The organism is Myxococcus dinghuensis, from assembly GCF_024198235.1.
GTDB classification, from domain to species: Bacteria; Myxococcota; Myxococcia; order Myxococcales; family Myxococcaceae; genus Myxococcus; species Myxococcus dinghuensis.
The window spans coordinates 36,239-53,550 of sequence record NZ_JAKCFB010000054.1; the positions used below are offsets into that span (position 1 = coordinate 36,239).

At 73.0% G+C, this 17,312-nt stretch carries 16 protein-coding genes; 6 read left to right on the forward strand and 10 right to left on the reverse strand.

What is annotated here, in order from left to right; translation table 11 throughout:
- Positions 1–3: 3 nt before the first annotated feature.
- Positions 4–900 (reverse strand): transporter, encoded by an 897-nt coding sequence (locus LZ198_RS38545; protein WP_253977150.1) that lies wholly within the window; start codon positions 898–900, stop codon positions 4–6.
- A gap of 205 nt (positions 901–1,105) precedes the next feature.
- Between LZ198_RS38545 and LZ198_RS38550 the strand changes: the two genes are divergently transcribed.
- A complete protein-coding gene (locus LZ198_RS38550) occupies positions 1,106–1,543 on the forward strand; it encodes a DoxX family protein (RefSeq protein ID WP_253977151.1) in 438 nt (145 codons plus the stop codon).
- A gap of 15 nt (positions 1,544–1,558) precedes the next feature.
- Here the strand turns inward: LZ198_RS38550 and LZ198_RS38555 are convergent, their stop codons facing one another.
- Together LZ198_RS38555 and LZ198_RS38560 are read right to left on the reverse strand one after the other, a co-directional pair.
- Positions 1,559–1,864: a hypothetical protein gene (locus LZ198_RS38555; RefSeq protein ID WP_253977152.1), complete on the reverse strand. Its 306-nt coding sequence runs from the start codon at positions 1,862–1,864 to the stop codon at positions 1,559–1,561.
- A 26-nt stretch (positions 1,865–1,890) separates the two neighbouring features.
- Positions 1,891–2,793: a metallophosphoesterase gene (locus LZ198_RS38560; protein ID WP_253977153.1), complete on the reverse strand. Its 903-nt coding sequence runs from the start codon at positions 2,791–2,793 to the stop codon at positions 1,891–1,893.
- Positions 2,794–3,132: 339 nt separating this feature from the next.
- On the opposite strand from LZ198_RS38560, the gene LZ198_RS38565 reads away from it, so the two are divergent.
- Complete coding sequence (locus LZ198_RS38565) at positions 3,133–4,308, forward strand: sensor histidine kinase (protein WP_253977154.1); 1,176 nt, start codon at positions 3,133–3,135, stop codon at positions 4,306–4,308.
- Positions 4,309–4,370: 62 nt separating this feature from the next.
- Here the strand turns inward: LZ198_RS38565 and LZ198_RS38570 are convergent, their stop codons facing one another.
- The 3 genes from LZ198_RS38570 to LZ198_RS38580 form a co-directional block, all read right to left on the reverse strand.
- Positions 4,371–5,897, reverse strand: a complete 1,527-nt coding sequence (locus tag LZ198_RS38570) for a hypothetical protein (RefSeq protein WP_253977155.1) — start codon at positions 5,895–5,897, stop codon at positions 4,371–4,373.
- A gap of 238 nt (positions 5,898–6,135) precedes the next feature.
- The gene (locus LZ198_RS38575) at positions 6,136–6,597 is read right to left on the reverse strand and encodes a hypothetical protein (protein WP_253977156.1); all 462 of its coding nucleotides are present in this window, start codon (positions 6,595–6,597) and stop codon (positions 6,136–6,138) included.
- A gap of 127 nt (positions 6,598–6,724) precedes the next feature.
- Entirely contained in the window at positions 6,725–7,102 is a 378-nt protein-coding gene (locus LZ198_RS38580) for a response regulator (protein WP_253977157.1), read from the reverse strand.
- A 302-nt stretch (positions 7,103–7,404) separates the two neighbouring features.
- Between LZ198_RS38580 and LZ198_RS38585 the strand changes: the two genes are divergently transcribed.
- Positions 7,405–8,697 (forward strand): serine protease, encoded by a 1,293-nt coding sequence (locus LZ198_RS38585; RefSeq protein WP_253977158.1) that lies wholly within the window; start codon positions 7,405–7,407, stop codon positions 8,695–8,697.
- A gap of 140 nt (positions 8,698–8,837) precedes the next feature.
- Here LZ198_RS38585 and LZ198_RS38590 read toward each other — a convergent pair whose 3' ends face one another.
- The gene (locus LZ198_RS38590) at positions 8,838–9,287 is read right to left on the reverse strand and encodes a Fur family transcriptional regulator (RefSeq protein ID WP_253977159.1); all 450 of its coding nucleotides are present in this window, start codon (positions 9,285–9,287) and stop codon (positions 8,838–8,840) included.
- Between the two features lie 662 nt (positions 9,288–9,949).
- Between LZ198_RS38590 and LZ198_RS38595 the strand changes: the two genes are divergently transcribed.
- Complete coding sequence (locus tag LZ198_RS38595; protein ID WP_253977168.1) at positions 9,950–11,920, forward strand: sensor histidine kinase; 1,971 nt, start codon at positions 9,950–9,952, stop codon at positions 11,918–11,920.
- A 1-nt stretch (position 11,921) separates the two neighbouring features.
- On the opposite strand, the gene LZ198_RS38600 is transcribed toward LZ198_RS38595, so the two are convergent.
- The 3 genes from LZ198_RS38600 to LZ198_RS38610 form a co-directional block, all read right to left on the reverse strand.
- The gene (locus LZ198_RS38600; RefSeq protein WP_253977160.1) at positions 11,922–13,391 is read right to left on the reverse strand and encodes a di-heme oxidoreductase family protein; all 1,470 of its coding nucleotides are present in this window, start codon (positions 13,389–13,391) and stop codon (positions 11,922–11,924) included.
- A complete protein-coding gene (locus LZ198_RS38605) occupies positions 13,388–15,136 on the reverse strand; it encodes an RCC1 domain-containing protein (RefSeq protein ID WP_253977161.1) in 1,749 nt (582 codons plus the stop codon). Before LZ198_RS38605 ends, LZ198_RS38600 begins: the two co-directional genes overlap by 4 nt.
- A 229-nt stretch (positions 15,137–15,365) precedes the next feature.
- Positions 15,366–15,866, reverse strand: a complete 501-nt coding sequence (locus tag LZ198_RS38610; protein WP_253977162.1) for an Hsp20/alpha crystallin family protein — start codon at positions 15,864–15,866, stop codon at positions 15,366–15,368.
- Positions 15,867–16,146: 280 nt separating this feature from the next.
- Here LZ198_RS38610 and LZ198_RS38615 point away from each other — a divergent pair, with 280 nt between their 5' ends.
- Together LZ198_RS38615 and LZ198_RS38620 are read left to right on the forward strand one after the other, a co-directional pair.
- Entirely contained in the window at positions 16,147–16,524 is a 378-nt protein-coding gene (locus LZ198_RS38615; RefSeq protein ID WP_253977163.1) for a response regulator, read from the forward strand.
- The coding region (locus LZ198_RS38620) for an Hpt domain-containing protein (protein ID WP_253977164.1) at positions 16,521–17,312 on the forward strand (792 nt) is incomplete at its 3' end. The genes LZ198_RS38615 and LZ198_RS38620, both read left to right, overlap by 4 nt.

A 17,312-nucleotide genomic window follows, 5' to 3' on the forward strand; every position in this document is an offset into this window, starting at 1 on the left:
GGCTCAGAGGTCGTACGCGACGGACATCATCGCGATGGGAGTGGGCGCCACGCGTCCGCGGAGCCGGTTGAAGAAGGGGACCCGCACCCCCGCGCCCACCACCACGTCCGTGGAGGGGCTGAAGAGCACGTCCGGCGACGCGTAGGCGATGAAGCCGCCGCCGTTGGCCTCCTCCTCGCCGTCGATGTCCGAGGCGCGCTCCAGGCGGCCGTCGAGCCCCATCCGCACCGCCCACTTCGCGGAGGGCTGGTACTGCGCGGCGGCCGTGGTGCGCACGGAGGCGCCCGCGCGGTAGCCCAGGATGCCGCGCGTGGGCAGGAAGCCCGTGGCGCTCACGAGGAAGGACCACTCCCCCCGGAAGTGCTGGTAGGCGAGCCCCGCCAACGGGTCCACGGAGCCGCTGCCCAACTGCGTGTCCAACCCCAGGAGCGCCCCGTCCTCCGCGCGCAGCTTCGGCGCGGTGGGCAGCTTCACCCCCACCAGCACGCTGAACAGGTGGTCCGCGGAGAACTCCCGGTCCTTGAAGAGGAACGCCTTGGCGGTCAGCTCGACGTCGCCCACGCCCCAGCCGCGCTCGCGCGACAGGCTCACCTCGCGAATCTCACGGGCTTGCAGGGGCAGGGTGGCGGACAGGAACAGCCAGGGGAACGGGGCGAAGGCCGCGGCCACGTCCAGGCGCGCCTCGCGCAGCCGCAGGGCGTCCACGCGGTCGTTTCCCACCGTCTGCCCCCAGGCGCGCAGCGTGGTGGACAGGCGCAGGCGCCCGGCGAAGGGCTGCTCCGTGCCCATGGACATGAGCGTCGGGTCGCCACAGGCGCAGGTGGCGCAGGCCCAGGCGCTGGAGCCGGGGAGGAGCACCAGGGCGGCGCTCAGCAGGAAGGGCAGGTGGGAGGCTCTCACGACGGACGGCAGGATACGCGCCGCCCCTCGCCCCGGTGTGCGGCGTGTTGTCGCAGCGCGGACGGTGGACCCGGCGGACGCCCTGGCCCCAGGGAGGGCGGGCGAGGGGGCGGGCCCCGGCTGTCCCTCGGGAAGTCATGGGCACCTTGTTCGTTGGGAGGTTCCACGCCCCGGCGTCCTGGGGGGAAGGAGACAGGAGGCGTCCATGGGAGTGCTCGCGCCGATTGGTCGGCTGCTCTTCTCGGCCATCTTCATCACCAGCGGCCTGAATCACTTCTTCCAGCTGGAGGCCCTGACCGCCGTCGCGCGCAACGCGGGGGTGCCCGAGCCCCAGTGGGCGGTGCTCCTGTCCGGCCTGGCCCTGGTGGTGGGCGGGCTGTGCGTGCTGCTGGGCGTCTTCGCGCGCCTGGGCGCCGCGGCCATCGCCCTGTTCCTCGTGTGCGCGGCGTTCATGGTCCACCGCTTCTGGCTGGTCACCGACCCGGTGATGGCCCAGGACCAGCTCATCCACTTCATGAAGAACCTCTCCATGGCCGGAGGCGCGCTCTTCATCGTGTACTTCGGCCCCGGCCCCTTCAGCCTGAGGCGCAAGGGCCGGGAGTCCGGCCTCGGCGGCGGGCGGCTCGGCCTGCCCATGCGCTGAGCCGCGCGCAGGGCCTCAGTCCGCGGCCACGGCCGTGGCCGGCGCGGAGGTCTCCGGAACCCAGGTGATGAACCGGGCCGCCTCCGGCACGTTGCGCTTCAGCTTGTCGCAGGGCACCGGTGACACCGCGAAGTTGGCGTTGCCACCCTGGGAGACCAGGTGGCAGGTCTCCGTGCGCGGGTCGATGAGGTAGTTGAACGTCGTGTCGATTTGAACGACGTGGAACTTGGTCTGATGGTCCAGCTGGACCCGCGTGACCTCCGCGTGCGGCATGCACGCGGGGAGGACCAGCGCGGCGAGGGCGATGAGGAGTGGGCGCATGGGCTCACCCTAACGCACTCTCACTGTCAGTGCGTGGCCGCTGTCATTCTCTGGCGCAGCGTGAAGAACGCCACCTCCGGCTCGCTGCCGCGGCGCAGGTAGGGACCGCCGAAGCCGAAGCCGAGGCCGCGGTTCACGTAGAGCTGGTTGCCGTTCACCTGGTAGTGGCCGCTGATGTAGGGCTGGCCGGCGCGGCGGAAGAGGGCCTCGGTGAGGCCCCGGACGATGAACTGCCCGCCGTGGGTGTGCCCGGAGAACTGCACGAGCCCCGCCCGCGCGGGCAGCTTCTCCACCGTGGGCGGCGTGTGCGCGAGCACCAGCCGGGTGCCCGTCTCCGGCGCGCCCCGGAACGTGGCCTCCACGTCGTCGCGGCCGGTGCGCCCGTCGTCCACGCCCAGCACCGTCACCGGCCCGCCGCGCACGTGCACCACGCGGTGCTCGTTCTGGAGGACGGTGTAGCCCAGGTGCTCGAAGCAGCCGCGCAGGTACGCCGCGTCCACCCAGTGGTCGTGGTTGCCCAGCACGACGAAGACGCGGCCGGTGAGCCCGGAGAGCACCTCGCGCACGCGCGGCAGGGGCTTGGGGCTGTGCGTGACGTAGTCGCCGGTGAGGAAGACCAGGTCGGGCCGCTCGGCGTTGACGGCCTCCACCGCGCGGCGGATGCGCAGCTCGGAGGTGGCCTGGCCCACGTGGACGTCCGACAACTGCGCCACGCGCAGGCCGTCATGACACTCCGGCAGGTGGGGCAGGTGGAGCACGTTCTCCGTGAGGGTGAAGTGGTCGCGCAGGCGCAGGCGCCGCGGCGGTCGGAGCGGATCCTCCCCACTCCAGGCCACCAGCTCGTTGCGCCCCTCGGACAGGCTCTCCAGGCCGAAGGGGCTGGAGGAGGACGGGGCGGAGCGACGGCGAGCCAGGCGTCTGAGGCGCATGCGGTGCGGGTCCTTTCCGGGCCGGGAGCTGCGAGCCCCCGATTCTACGGAGCCAGGGGAGGTGGGTTGAAGCAGGTCTCCCACGCACGCCTGGTCGCCCAGCGGCCGGCGCGCGAGGTGACGGAAAAACCCATCGGATTCAGGGAAGATTCCGGGGAGGCAGCCGGCCTTCCTTCCACCATTGGACACAGTCCGGAGGCACACGCTGTGACGGCGTCCGACGAGGTTGGTAGACACGCGGAGACGATGAGCCCGCGGCCTGGGACGGCCCCCGACATAGGTCCGGACGCGATGACGCCAGCAGGTGATGGTGGAGGACGGCAGGCGCCGAGCGAGGGGGTGCGTCCCGTCGCCCTCGCCGAACTCATGCCCACGCTGCCCCTGGGCATGGCGGTGGTGGACCGCGAGCTGCGCTTCGTGGAGGTGAGCGACGCGCTGGCCGCGCTCAACGGCCAGCCGCGCGAGGCCCACCTGGGACGTCTCATGACGGAGGTGATGAGCCCCCACTCGTCCCTGGGCGACACGGCCCGGCGGGTGCGCCGCGTGCTGGAGACGGGCGAGGCGCTGGACGGCGTGGAGATCATCCACCGCGAGCCGGGCGGGAGCGTGGACCGCACGCGCGTGTTCCGCGCCAGCTACCACCCGGTGCGCCGCGACGGGCAGGTGGTCGCCGCGTGCATCTACGTGGAGGACCTGACCGAGCGCCGCCGCGTGGAGGCCCAGCGCGACGCCGGCGCCGCCCGCGAGCGCAGCGTGCGCGAGCAGGCCCTCAAGGAGACGCAGGAGGCGGTGCGCGCCCGCGACGAGTTCCTCAGCGTCGCGGCCCACGAGCTGCGCACCCCGCTGACGAGCATGCGGCTGCACCTGCAACTGCTCCTGCGGCAGGTGACCGGCGCGGAGCCCGCCCTGGGCCAGGAGCTGGCGCCGCGCGGCCAGGTGCTGGAGCGGCAGTTGGCGCGGCTGGGCAGCCTGGTGAACACGCTGCTGGACGTGTCGCGCCTGGCGGCGGGGAAGCTGAGCCTGGAGCCGCGCGAGCTGGACCTGGTGCAGGTGGTCCGGCAGATGGTGGACGCCTTCTCCGAGGAGTTCGCCCGCGCCGGCTGCGAGCTGGCCGTGCACGTCTCCGGCTCCGTGGTGGGGCAGTGGGACCCGCTGCGCGTGGAGCAGGTGCTGGTGAACCTCCTGTCCAATGCGGCCAAGTACGGCGCGGGCCAGCCGGTGGAGGTGTCGCTGGTGGGCGAGGGCACCATGGCGGTGCTGGCCGTGAAGGACCACGGCATCGGCATCTCCGAGGACGGCATGGCGCGGCTGTTCGGCAAGTTCGAGCGCGCCGTCTCCGAACGCCACTACGGCGGCCTGGGGCTGGGGCTCTACATCACCCGTCAAATCGTCGAGGCCATGGGCGGCAGCATCACCGTGCGCTCGGCGCAGGGGCAGGGCTCCACCTTCATCCTGCGCCTGCCCACCCAGCCCCGGTCCGCGTCCGCCCTCGCCGCGCAGGCGGCGGGCAAATAGGGCGACGGGGCGCCCCCCCGACACGCGGAAGGACGCCCCGTCGTGTGTCACGCGGCGTCGGGTCAGTACCCGCGGAGCACGAACACCTTGCCGTCGACGAGCACGTACAGCGCGGAGGGCGTCACGCGCGGGTCGTAGACGAGCTGCCCGACCTTGGAGCCGCCGACGCCGGCGACCTTCTCCATCTGCTTGTCGGGCGTCAGGCGCCACAGGCCGCGGTTCACCGTGCCCACGAACAGCGAGCCGTCGTCCGTGGCGGCCAGCGCCGTGTACGCGTCGGTGCCGGCCCCCTCGACCTTCACGTAGTTGACGTCGTCGTACTTCAGCGGAGTGCCCTGGCGCTTGCGGCCCTCGAACTGCCACAGGCCGTCCTGGAGGCTGGCGACGTAGAAGTGGCCGTCCTGTGTCTGCTGGAAGCCGCGCCAGAGGTTGAAGGGGGCCTTGTCGTGGCGCGCGTCATCCGCGCCCGGGTTGACCGGGTCGACGAAGGTGTTGAGCGCGTAGAGGGCGGGCTCCACGTCGGCGGGCATGTCCGGCTCGCGGGACTCCGAATCCCACCACTCCAGCGATTCGTTGGGCGGGATGATGCCGATCTTCCACTCGTTGGCGATGAGCAGGTGGCCCTCCGGGGAGATGCCCAGCCCGTAGGTGTAGCCCATCTGCTGCGTCCTCTTGTCCCGGCCCGTGGTCGGGTCCGTCGTCACCAGGTCCCACTTGGGGTGCCGGTGGCTGTTGTACGTGTACCCGCGGATGCGCGTCACGCCGTGGTTCGTGCCGATGTAGACCTCGCCCTCGTAGGGGCCGCGCATGACGCGCACGCACGAGAAGACGGAGCGGTCCTCGTCGTAGTGGAAGTCGTTGGTGTTCTGGATGCCCAGCCGCTCGCCGCCGCCGGGGCGGCTGGTGCCGGCCGACTGGGAGAGGTGCTCGCGCAGCACGACGTCCGTGCCCGTGTCGTCGATGCGCACCACGTCCATGTCGCCCCGGAGGAACTCGGCGTAGCGCGCCTCGGAGAAGTCCGGCTCGCCGCGACTGGCGATGCGCGAGCTGGGGCCGCCGGGGACGACGTCGTCGGTGCGGTAGCCCACGTAGGCCTCGCCGGCCTTGCCACCGCAGATGACGGTGGAGCCGCTGGCGCGGCCGTTGCCGGCCTGGCCCACGGGGTGGCTCGTCCACAGCACGGACGTCGTGCCCGCGCGCAGCACGCCGATGCGGTCGCCGTCCAGCACCCAGATGTTGTGCGCGCCGTCCACCGACACCGACTGCACGCGCGGGATGCCGTACTTCGACGAGTAGTTCGTCACCGCGTCCGTGGGCCAGGGGCCCTCGGGCGGAAGCGTCGTGCCGCCATCCGTGCCCGCGTCACTCCCCGCGTCCGTCCCCGCGTCGGTGCCGGAGTCCGGGGCGTCCCCGGCGTCCGTGCCCGCGTCCGTCCCGGCGTCCTCGTCGCCGGCGTCGCCTCCGCCGTCCTCGGGCGGCTGGACGATGTCGTCATCCGCTGTCCCGGCGGGGGAATCGTTCGAGCCGCCGCAGGCCCACGCCGCCACCACCGCCACCCCGATACACGCGCCCAACAGTCGTCGAATCACCGCTTCCTCCCGTCCCCGGTCCGGAGCAAGCGGCGTACCGGGCCTTGCTCGGGGGCGGGCGAGGAAGAAGGGAAGAACCCTTCCCACGCGATGGCGGAGCGGGGGCGCGGCGTGGGAAGGATTTTGTCCACGCGGGGCGCGCGGTGGGCCACGGCGCACGAAAACGGGGCTGGACGGTGGTGCCCGTCCAGCCCCGCGTGTTCCCCCAGGTGCCCTGGAAGGGCCTCGCCCCTCCGCGCTACTTCTTCTCCTTGGGGCTGGTGGCCTTCAGCTCCACGGCGATGGGGTCGTCCCCGTCCAACTGGAACTTGGCGCGCACCGCGGAGCCCTCCGGAATCTGGTCCGCGCGAATCTTCTTCCCGTCCAGCGTCACCGCGGTCTGGGCCTTCACGTCCAGCTTCGCGTCCGGCAGGTCCGTGCGCGCGATGGTGACCTTGTCCTTGTCGGCCTTCGTCACCTTGCCCTGGATGTCCAGGGCGTGGCGCTTCTGGTACGGGTCGTTCTGTCCGTTGACCGCGGCGGCCTCCTTGGCGCCGCCGTTGAGGCCCCGGCCCACCTCGCTGGCGTCCACGCCCGTCCCGACGCGCTGCTCGGCCTTGGGGACCTGCGACTGCGACGGCGGCGGCGGCTCCTGCTGCGCGCTCTGTGCGAACGCGGCGGTCCCCAGGCCCAGGGCCAGCGTGGCGATGAGCTTCTTCATGTGTCCTGCTCCCTTCCGGCTGACTGCGTTCTGGGAGCAAGGGTGGGGAGGCTGCCGCCCGTCGCCAACCTGCCCGGTCCGGCGCCGCGGCTTCCCGGCCGGTGGGCAGGCGACCAGGGGCGCGCGCTCAGGCGCCGTGGCTCAGCCGCTTCACCGTCGACAGGAGCTCGCGCAGGTCCAACGGCTTGCGCAGGCAGCCGGCCACGTCCAGCGCGCGCGCCGCGCTCTCCAGGTGCAGGTCCGCGCTCGCCACCACCACCGGGATGTGCGCCAGCGCCAGGTCGTGGCGCAGCGCCTCCCGGAACGCGAAGCCGTCCATGCGCGGCATCATCAGGTCCAGCAGGATGAGGTGGGGCTTGGACCCCTCCTGCCGCAGGTGCGCCAGCGCCTCCAGCCCGTCCGCCGCCAGCAGCACCGCGTAGCCCTCCAGCTCGAAGGCGTCCTGCAGCGCGTCGCGGATGTCCAGGTCATCGTCGACGACCAGCAATGTCTGATGCGGTTGCACCGGTCCTCCCACGGTGGTCCGGGATGCCCCCGCTCCCAACCCGCCGCAACCATGCGTCTGCCCGCGTCACCCGGGAAGCACCCGGCGGACCCGCCGGACGCGTCAGTGCTCAGCGGTCAACGCCCGCCCGTCCCCCGGGCACGCGGCCCTCCGCTCGTGTCCGCTCCCAGATGCAGTGCAGTTGCGTTTGTTTGATTGGCTTGGATTGTATGTATTGTATGATTTACTTGTTTTGCGGGAGGGCGTAGGAGGGGGCCGGCCGTCCGTCGTCCAGGCGGGCGGTTCCACCAAGGAGCGGTCTGATGGGCACCCTACGCAGTGGCGCTGGCAGGACGCTGTTCGGAGCACTGGTGTGTGGTCTGGCGGCGGCGTGTGGTCCCGCCCCCGAGCCGAGCCCCGAGGCTCCCGAGTCGCAGCAGCAGCGGCCGGTGGTGTACGGCAACGACGACCGGACGGACGTGTACGCGCACGCGAACGCGACGCTGAGGGCGCGCGCGGCGCAGGCGACGGTGGCGCTGATGAACCCGTCCGACTACACGGTCGCGAGCAACGGCACCGTCACGTTCAACGCGCCGCTCTTGGGCAGCGCGTACAACCTGTGCGCGGGCCAGCGCTTCCTGAGCGACCCGACGCCGGCGTTCTGCTCGGGCACGCTCATCGACGACGACCTGGTGCTGACGGCGGGCCACTGCATCACCAGCGCGTCGGCGTGCTCGAGCACGCGCTTCGTGTTCAAGTTCTACCGCACGTCCGCCACGGCGCTGGAGGCGGTGACGAGCGCGGACATCTTCTCGTGCTCGGCCATCGTCGCGCGGCAGCAGGCGACGGTGGGCGGCCGCAACCTGGACTACGCCATCGTCCGGCTGGACCGGGCCGCGACGCCGCGCTTCACGCCCGCGCCCCTGCGCGCGAGCAAGGCGGCCCTGCCGGTGGGCACGAACGTGACGGTCATCGGCTCGGGCAGCGGCATCCCGTTCAAGATTGATTCGGGCGGCTCCGTGCGCGACGCGCGCGCCGGCACGCTGGACTACTTCGTCGCCAGCACGGACACGTTCGGCGGCAACTCCGGCTCCGGCGTGTACGAGAACACGGACTACACGGTGGCCGGCATCCTGGTGCGCGGCGAGACGGACTACGTCAGCCAGGGGAGCTGCAGCGTGGTGAACACCTGCGCGGAGACGGGCTGCCGCGGCGAGGACATCACCTACGTGGCGCCCGCGGTGGACCAGTACTGCGTGGTGGCCGGCAGCCTGCGGCTGTGCGGCACGGCGACCCCGCCCCCCACCACCACGTTCACGTACACGGCGACGAACACCAGCAACGCCACCGCCAACACCACCAACCGCACCGTGACGCTGGCGGTCGGGCAGACGCTCTACTTCGGCACCTGCACGCTCAACGGGGCGACCGGCACGGGGGACACCTACCTGCGCGTGGACAACGCGGCTGGGACGACGGTGGCGTCGAACGACGACTCGTGCGGCACGCTGTCGTTCGGCTCGTTCACCGCCACGGCGGCGGGCACGTACACCCTGCGCGCCGGCTGCTACTCGAGCGGCAGTTGCGGCGGCACCGTGGCCTACCTCGTCCGGTAGGGCGCGGGTGGCACCGGGCGTGGGCGGCGCGTCGAGGCGCCCGCGCCCGTGTCCTCGGGACGCGCCCTCCCGTGTGGGGCCCTGGCGGGGCCCTCACCGAGAAGCGGGTCGGATGCGGAGGCGGCGCGACGCCCGGACGTTCAGGCGCAGCGGTCGCACAGGCCGCGCAGCTGCACCTCGACGTTGCGCTGGGCCACCGTGCGCGGCACGCCCTTCGAGGCGGCGATGCGGATGGACTCCTCCGGCAGGCAGGCGACGGTGCCGCAGTCCGTGCAGGTGAAGTGCGGGTGGTTGTTGCTGTGCTCGTCGCCCGAGCGGCGAAGCTCGAAGCGCCAGACGTGGTCTCCCAGGTCCGCCCTCACCACCAGGCCGGCCTCGGTGAGGTCGGTCAGGTTGCGGTAGATGGTCACCCGGTCATAGCCCTCGTCTCCCAGGGCATCCACCAGGTCCGCGTGGCTCATCGGCGCGGTGGCGGACTCCAGCTCGCGGAGCACCGCCACGCGGGGCGCGGTGCTGCGCAGACCCGACGCGCGGATCCTCTCCTGGAAATCAGCGAGCTTCGGCTGCACGGCGACTTTTTTGGCTCCCATGATGTCTTTTCGCATAACCGATCTGCGGGACACTTTCACCTCACCCGTGATGCGACGCCGGGTGCCACTGTCTCACGAGTCCCCTCCCGCCGGGTCCCCCTCGACTCCCTGTTACCGTGGCGACAACCTGGACTTCAGGATACTGGTGCAATCCGTGTGCAGGACGAATCTTCCTGCTTCCCGGCTTCCAGACATCCGCCGGACCCATCCATTCCATGACCCGAGCGGGGGAGGGATGGCCACGGCTTCCGGGGTTCGGCGGGCGGATGTCGGGGATTGGACAATCCGCCGCTGCTCGGGTTCCAGGTGCAGATGCAACTCATGAGTCACCCGTGACGCGGTGCCAGGAAGGGCGCGAGGCGCCTTCCAGGGCGGGCCGGACGTCTCCGGGTGGGAGTGGCTTCGCCCCGTGGCCGCGCCCCCGGCTCCGGCTTCTATTGTTCACTTGTTGCTATTGATTGTTGGTTGCAGATGCGTGTCCTCCCCGAGGAGGGGGGAGGGAGCGCCGCCGGCCGGCCGACGGGCGGGACGGGTGTCGGGCGGGCCAACAGTCCCGAGCGCCCGCCTTGACTCACTGCGACGAGTGCCCACACTTGCGCCTCCCGTTCATCCAGGGTGGCGGCTCGCCCTGTTGCCCGTCTCTTCTGGATTTCCCTGCCGTGATGAAGCCCACCCTGCTGCTCGTCGAGGAACCCGGCGCGGTCCGTGAGCTCCAGGTGCTCGCCCTGGAGAGCCAGGGGTGGCGGGTGGTCGCGCTGTCGGACCTGGGTGCGGCCGCTGGCGCGCTGGAGTCGCGGCCCGCGCTGTTGCTGGTGGCCGCGGGGCTGCTGACGGTGGGCGCGCTGGGGGTGGAGGCGCTGAGAGGGGCGCTCGCCCGCTGGCCGGCGCCGCTGCACCTCCTGGCGTTCCCCGCGGAGGCGGACGCCGTGCGCCCGCTGGGGCTGCCCGTCGCCGGGGTGCTGGAGCGGCCGTCGTCGCTGGGCGGGCTGGTGGAGGGCGTGCGCCAGGTGTTGCCGGCGGAGGCGCGCGAGCCGCCGGGGACGCGACCGCTCACGGTGCTGGTGGCGGACGACGACCCGGTGTCGCGCAAGCTGTTGCAGCTCCACCTGCTGCCCCTGCGCTTCCAGGTGGTGACGGCGTCGGACGGGGAGTCCGCGCTGGAGGTGGCGCGGCGGCGGCGCCCGGACGCGGTGGTGGCGGACGCGATGATGCCGCGCCAGGACGGCTACCGGCTGTGCCTGGCGTTGCGGCAGGACCCCCGCCTGGCGCGCGTGCCGGTGGTCCTCACCCAGAGCGTGACACCGGACGAGCTGGACTGGCGCATGGCCCACAACGTGGGGGCCAACGGCTTCGTGCGCCGCACGCAGGAGGGGGACGAACTGGTGGGTACGCTCCTGCGCGCGCTGCGCGCCGGCGGGCCCGCGCCGCTGGTGCCGCCGGGCGAGGAGCCGTCCACCGAGGAGCACCTGTTCCGGACGGTGCGGCAGTTGGAGCGGCGCGTGGGGCTGTTGGAGCAGGCCGAGCGCGGCGCCCGCGAGAGCGAGGAGCGCTTCCGGCTGGTGGTCAATGGCTCCTACGACGGCATCTGGGACTGGGACCTGCGGCGGGGGACGCTCTACTGGAGCCCGCGCCTGCTGGAGATGCTCGGGCTGATGCCGGACACCTTCCCGGGCACGTACGACGCCTTCATCGAACGGGTGCACCCGGAGGACCGGCGGGAGGTGCTGTCGGCCATGTCCGCGCACCTGGAGCGCGGGGCGCCCTACGACGTGTCGCTGCGGCTGCTGCACGCCACGGGGGGCTACCGCTCGTGCGTGAGCCGGGGGCGGGCGCTGCGCGACGAGCAGGGCCGGCCGGTGCGCATGGCGGGCATCATCGGCGACGTGACGGAGCAGCTGCGGCTGTACCGCGAGACGCGCGAGGCGGTGCGCGCCCGCGACGACTTCCTCACCATGGCGGCGCACGAGCTGCGCACGCCCCTGGCCGCGCTGCGCCTGCGGGTGCAGGGCGCCCAGGGCGTGCTGCGCGCGGTGGGGCTGGCCCAGGCGCCCCAGCGGCTGGAGCGGGCGCTGGAGGCGGCGGACCGGCAGGTGCAGCGGTTGGCGGACCTGGTGGAGTCGCTGCTGGACGTGTCCCAGTTCCAGGGCGGCCCGCCCCGGCTGCACCTGGAGCAGGTGGACCTGGCGAAGGTGGTGCGGGACGCGGTGACGCGCTCGGAGGCCGCGGCGGCGCGCGCGGGCTGCCAGCTCGTGCTCCGCTCCCTGGTGTCCACGCCGGGCCGGTGGGACAGCGCGCGGATGGGGCAGGTGGTGTCGCACCTGTTGTCCAACGCGATGAAGTTCGGCCCCGGCAAGCCCGTGGAGGTGGGGTTGGAGCACGAGCCCGCCGGGGCGACGCTGGTGGTGCGCGACCACGGCATCGGCATCGCCCCGGGGCGGCTGGACGGCATCTTCCACCGCTTCGAGCGCGCGGTGCCGGTGCGCCACTACGGCGGCCTGGGGCTGGGCCTGTACCGCCTGCGGCGCATCGTGGAGGCGCACGGCGGCGAGGTGCACGTGGACAGCGTCCCGGGTGACGGGGCCACCTTCCGCGTGCGCCTGCCGCTCGACGGCCCCCCCGTCGTCTGGGCCTGACTCAGAGCGAGTCGAGGAACGCGAGCAGCGCCGCGCGCTGGTCCTTGGTGAGCTGGCGCACCGCCTCGCGCGCGCCCTCCGCTTCGCCGCCGTGCCAGAGGATGGCCTCCATGGGGGAGCGGGCGCGCCCGTCGTGCAGCAGGCGCGGGTGTCCGCTCACCGCCTCCGCGTGGCCCAGGCCCCACAGGGGCGCGGTGCGCCACTCGCGTCCGTCCGCGAGGAAGTCCTCGCGTCCGTCCGCCAGCGCGTCACCCAGGTCGTGCAGCAGCAGGTCCGAGTAGGGCCAGATGCGCTGGTCCGACAGCTCCGGGTAGCCCGCGAGCGTGCCGGTGGTGACGGAGGGCCGGTGGCACTTCGCGCACCCCACCTGGTGGAAGAGCGCCTTGCCCGCCAGCACCTGGGGCGCGTCGAAGCCCACGCGCGTGGGCACCGCCACCGTGTGCGAGTAGTAGTCGATGGCCACCATCTGCCGCTCGCTCACCTCGGGCACGCCGCCGTTGCGCGCCGCCAGGCACGCGGCCTGTCCGGGCAGGCAGTTCTCCACCTGGAACAGCGGCGTGGTGAGGCCCAGGTCTCCCAGGAACGCGGCCGCGTTCTGGTGCTCCAGGTCCGGCTGGTTGGCCTTCCACCCGAAGCGCCCCAGCACCGTCTTCCCCTCGCGCGTGGACCACACGCGGTTGGGCCGGCCGGAGACGCCGTCCTCGTCCGCGTCGTCCGGGTCCGCCCACTCCAGCAGCGTCTTCTCGCTCACCGCCGCCAGCAGGCCCAGGCCAATCATGGGCTGCGCCACGCGCGCGGAGGTGCGCGTGTCCGCCGCCAGCGGCCCGTACGCCAGGTCCGACAGCGCCAGCTCCGGCTTCATCAGCGTGTAGGGTTCGCCGTCCGCGAACGTGCCCGGCACCTCCGTCCAGGTGAGGCGCGCCTGGCCCTCCGCCGGGACGCCGCCGATGGCGCGCGGCTGGAGCTGGTCGCCGTAGGTGGGCTCGGGCTTCGGGCCCCCATGCGCGTTCGTGCCCGGCACGGACAGCCGCACGAGCAGGGTGTCCGCCACCTCCGCGCCCACGGGCGGCCGGCCGCGGCCGTTGCCCAGGTGGCACGCCAGGCACGAGACGGAGTGGAACAGCGGCCCCAGCCCGTCGCGCTCCGGCTGGGAGCCGCCCGCCGCCACCCAGTTGGCCTCGAAGACGGCCTCGCCCACGAAGAACTCCGCGCGCTGCGCGAGCGCGAGGTTGGCCGCGGGTTGGGTGAAGGCGATGGCGCCCGTCACCGCGAGGCTGGTGTCTCCGCCGGGCCGCTCCTCTCCCGCCTCCACCACGTCGTGGCGCGGCGGGTCGACCGGAGGGTCCACCGGCGGGTCCACGGGAGGATCCACCGGTGGGTTCGTCGAGGGCGGCGTGGCGTCGTCACACGCGGCGACGCCGAGCAGGGCCAGCAGGCTGGCCAGGACGCGCAGGGAGGCGGTGGACTTCAAGGCAGGGGCACCGGGATGGGGTCCGTGTAGGACCAGCGGTCGATGACGGCGTCGGGGCCGAGCGAGCCCTCCAGGTTCCAGCCCCACGCGTAGACGGTGCCGTCCGCGCGCACGGCGATGACGTGCGTGGCGCCCATGCCCATGCCGGACAGCGGCTTGACGGCGGACGTGGCGGCCACGGGCTGGGCGCGCTGCGTCTGCGTGCCGTCACCCAGCTGGCCGTTGCCGTTCTGGCCCCAGCCCATCAGCGAGCCGTCCGACAGGCGGGCGAAGCCGTAGTTGCCGTTGGCGAAGACGGCGCGCGCGTCGGTGATGCCGGGCACCTTCTCCGGCGTGGCGCTGGTGGTGGTGGTGCCCCGGCCGAGCTGGCCGCTGGCGCCCAGGCCCCACGCGGACACGGTGCCGTCCGCGTGCACCGCGAGCACGTGGTCGCGGCCGTTGGCGATGTCCACCACGTCCGTCAGCCCCGGCACCGGCTCCGCCGACGGGCGGCCCGCGGTGGTCGTGGTGCCCGTGCCCAGGTTGCCGTAGCTGTTGCGGCCCCAGGCCCACACGGTGCCGTCGGCCTTGAGCGCCAGCGAGTGCGCGGAGCCCGCCATCACCTTCACCACGTCCGTCAGGCCCGCCACCGTCACCGGGTAGTCGCGCGTCTCGAGCGTGCCGTCACCCAGCTGTCCCTGCGCGTTGTTGCCGAAGGCGCGCACCGTGCCGTCGTCCATCAGCACCAGCGCGTGCTGGAAGCCCGGCGCCACCGCCACCGCGCCCGTCAGGCCCTGGATGCGCTCGGCCGAGTCGCGCTGCGTGGTGTCCGGCGTGTGCGCCTCTCCCTCCTTCGGAGGCGTGCCCAGGCCCAGCTGCGCCTGGTCGTTGTCGCCCCACGTCCACACCGAGCCGTCGGAGCCCAGCGCCATGGAGAAGCTCTGGTTGAAGGCGATGGCGGCCATGCCCTCCAGGCCGGGCACCGGCTGCGGCGTCTTCTGGCCGGTGGGCACGCCCGGGCCCAGGCCCAGCTGGCCGCTCAGGTTGCGGCCCCACACGTAGACGCGGCCGTCGCGCAGCGTGCCGCTGTGCAGGCCACCGGCGGTGGCGATGTTGCCGAAGTGGAAGTCCACCGCGCTCTCGGCCTCGTTGCCCAGCGCGTCCCGCGCGCGCAGCACCACGTGGTTGGCGCCGGGGCGGGGCGTCACGTCGAAGGCGAAGGCCCCCTCCGCGCCGGCGGGGACCTCCAGCGTCCGCGCCTCGCCGTCATTGAGCGTGTACGTCAGCGCCACCACGCCCACGTTGTCCGTCGCCGTCGCCTCCACCCGCACCCGGCGCACCGTGAAGGCCAGCCCGGACGCGGGCGACAGCACCTTCACCTCCGGCGGCGTGGCGTACGTCAGCGCCACCACGCGGCGGGACACGGTGCCGCTCTGGTCCACCGCCACCAGCTCCACCTCGTTGGCGCCGTCCGCCAGCGTCACCTCCACCTCGAACGCCGTCTCCACCGGGGAGCGCGTGGCGAGCGTCGCCTCGCGCGCCTCGCCCGCGCCGGTTCGCGCCGTCAGGCTCGCGAGCCCCCCGGGCGCGTTCACCGTCCCGGTCAGCTTCACGTTCGCGTCGCGCGTCACCGTGCCCGGCGCGGGCGTGAGGACCTGCAGGTACGGCGAGGCCGGGACACCGGCCGTGTTGGCGACGTCCGAGTCGCCACAGGCGCTCAGCCATGCGGCGGCCACGAGCGCCAGGGCGCTGTTGCGGGACTTCATCGGGGGGACTCCTGAGGGCGAGGGGGGGGGCTTTGATGAAAATGAAACTGATTCGCAGAGTCAGTGACTGGCCCGGCCTCATATCGCCCGCCGCGCGCGAGGCGCAAGCGACGGCCCGCGTAAAGGAGCGTCTGTGTTCAGGGAATCCTGGAAGGCTCCGCGCGAGTGGAAGTCTCCGACGGGGACGGGGCTTCGACCGCTCGCGCGGGGCCGTGGGGGGCCTGGGGCGTCAGGCCTTGGGCTTGTCGCCGGGGGCGCGCGTGCCGACCTGGATGCGGCGGGCCTTCACCTCGGAGCGCTTGGGCAGGGCCAGGTGGAGCACGCCGTCCTGGAGCTCGGCGGAGATGTGGTCGGGGTCCACGCCCTCGGGGAGGGTGAAGGCGCGGCTGAAGGAGCCGAAGCTGCGCTCGTAGGAGAAGAAGTGCTCGCCGTCCGCGCTCTTCTCCGCCTCGCGCTTGCCGCTGATGACCAGGCGGTCACCCGTCAGCGCGATGTCCAGGTCCTTCTCCTGCACGCCGGGCAGGTCGGCCTTGAAGATGAACGCGTCCTTCGTCTCCTTGACCTCGAAGGCGGGCGAGAACCCCGAGGGCCCCGGCCCGGCGCCCCGCTGCCCGCCCCAGAGCTGGCCCATCGCCTCCAGCGGATCCCACCCCATCCACTCCTGCATGCGGGAGAACGGGTCGCGCTCGCGGCGCGGAATTCTGCCTTCTCGACGGGTGATGTCGGCCATGGCTGTTCCTCCTGGTGTCGCGTGTGGGAATGGGAGGGGCCGCCGGCGCTCACCCCGGGCGTCGTCGCCCCTCCTCCTGGACCGTAAGGCCGGGCCGGAGCGACGAGGAGGGGAGGCGACCCGTACGACCCGCATGGGTCCGCGCCAGCCGCTCCCTCGCCAGGCCCCTGTACTGACGTACGATTGTCATCCACTGGAAGGTGGCCGCGGGTCCCCCGCGACGTCCACTTTCCTCACCAGGGATTCGCTCTAGGTTCGGCGCTCGTCGCCAGGGGAAGCCATGCCAGAAGTGCTCGTCGTCGATGACAGCAAGGTGATGCGCGACATGGTCGTCGCGTGCCTGCGTCCCTACCCGGGGCTGGGGTTCACCCATGCCTCCAGTGGCCTGGAGGCCATCGAGCGGCTGTCCCTGAACCCGTATGACCTGCTGGTGCTGGACCTGAACATGCCGGACATCGGCGGCATCGAGGTCGTCGAGTTCGTGCGCGGGCAGGACCGGCTGCGCCACCTGCCCATCATCATCGTCACCACCCGGGGAGACGAGGCGTCGCGCGCGCGGGCGCTCGCCGCCGGCGCCGACCGGTTCATGACCAAGCCCTTCACCCCCGACGCCATCCTCTCCGAGGCGAAGCGGCTGTTGGAGGAGAAGCGGGCTTGACCGCCTCGGTGGACCTCGCGGACTTCCTCCCCGCCTACCTGGCGGAGGTGGAGGAGCTGCTCGACACGGCGCACCGCCACCTGCTGGCGGTGGAGGCCAGCGCCCGCCGTGGCGCGGCCCACCCCAGGTCCGTGCGCGAGCTGTTCCGCGCCCTGCACACCATCAAGGGCCTGTCCGCCATGGTGGACGTGGAGCCCATCGTCTCCATCGCCCACTGGATGGAGACGTCGCTGCGGCAGGCGGACCAGGCCGGGGGCCGGCTGCCGGAGCGCAGCGTGGAGCCGCTGCTGGAGGGCCTGCGCGCGGTGGAGCAGCGCATCCGCCAGCTCGCCGCGGGCAAGCCCGCCGCGCCCGTGCCCGCCGGGCTGCTGGAGCGGTTGGAGACGCTGGAGCCGACCGGGGCCTCCCAGGGCGCCCCCGCTCCGACGCCCCCGGCGCTCGACGAGGAGAAGGCGCTCGCCGCCCGGCTCAGCCCCACCGAGCGCGAGCAGCTCGCGGGCGCCGCGGAGGGCCGCCGCGCCGTGCGCCTGGACTTCATCCCCGGCGCGGACCGGGCCTCGCGGGGCCTGACCATCAACACCGTGCGCGAGCGCGTGGCGGCGCTGGGCGACATCGTCAAGGTCATCCCCGTGGCGGGGCCCACGCCGGGTGGTGGCTCGCTCACCTTCGCGCTGCTCCTGGTGACCGACGCCGCGGACGCCGCGCTGCTGGACGCGGCCGGGGGCGCGCCCGCGAGCGTGGTGGCGCTGGCCGGGCCCCGGCCCGCGCCCGTCGCCGCCGCGGCGGCC

Coding starts and splice junctions, on each gene's coding strand:
- LZ198_RS38550 (WP_253977151.1), top strand. CDS start 1,106: ATGGGAGTGCTCGCGCCGATTGGTCGGCTGCTCTTCTCGGCCATCTTC.
- LZ198_RS38555 (WP_253977152.1), bottom strand. CDS start 1,864: ATGCGCCCACTCCTCATCGCCCTCGCCGCGCTGGTCCTCCCCGCGTGC.
- LZ198_RS38560 (WP_253977153.1), bottom strand. CDS start 2,793: ATGCGCCTCAGACGCCTGGCTCGCCGTCGCTCCGCCCCGTCCTCCTCC.
- LZ198_RS38575 (WP_253977156.1), bottom strand. CDS start 6,597: ATGAAGAAGCTCATCGCCACGCTGGCCCTGGGCCTGGGGACCGCCGCG.
- LZ198_RS38585 (WP_253977158.1), top strand. CDS start 7,405: ATGGGCACCCTACGCAGTGGCGCTGGCAGGACGCTGTTCGGAGCACTG.
- LZ198_RS38590 (WP_253977159.1), bottom strand. CDS start 9,287: ATGGGAGCCAAAAAAGTCGCCGTGCAGCCGAAGCTCGCTGATTTCCAG.
- LZ198_RS38595 (WP_253977168.1), top strand. CDS start 9,950: ATGAAGCCCACCCTGCTGCTCGTCGAGGAACCCGGCGCGGTCCGTGAG.
- LZ198_RS38605 (WP_253977161.1), bottom strand. CDS start 15,136: ATGAAGTCCCGCAACAGCGCCCTGGCGCTCGTGGCCGCCGCATGGCTG.
- LZ198_RS38610 (WP_253977162.1), bottom strand. CDS start 15,866: ATGGCCGACATCACCCGTCGAGAAGGCAGAATTCCGCGCCGCGAGCGC.
- LZ198_RS38615 (WP_253977163.1), top strand. CDS start 16,147: ATGCCAGAAGTGCTCGTCGTCGATGACAGCAAGGTGATGCGCGACATG.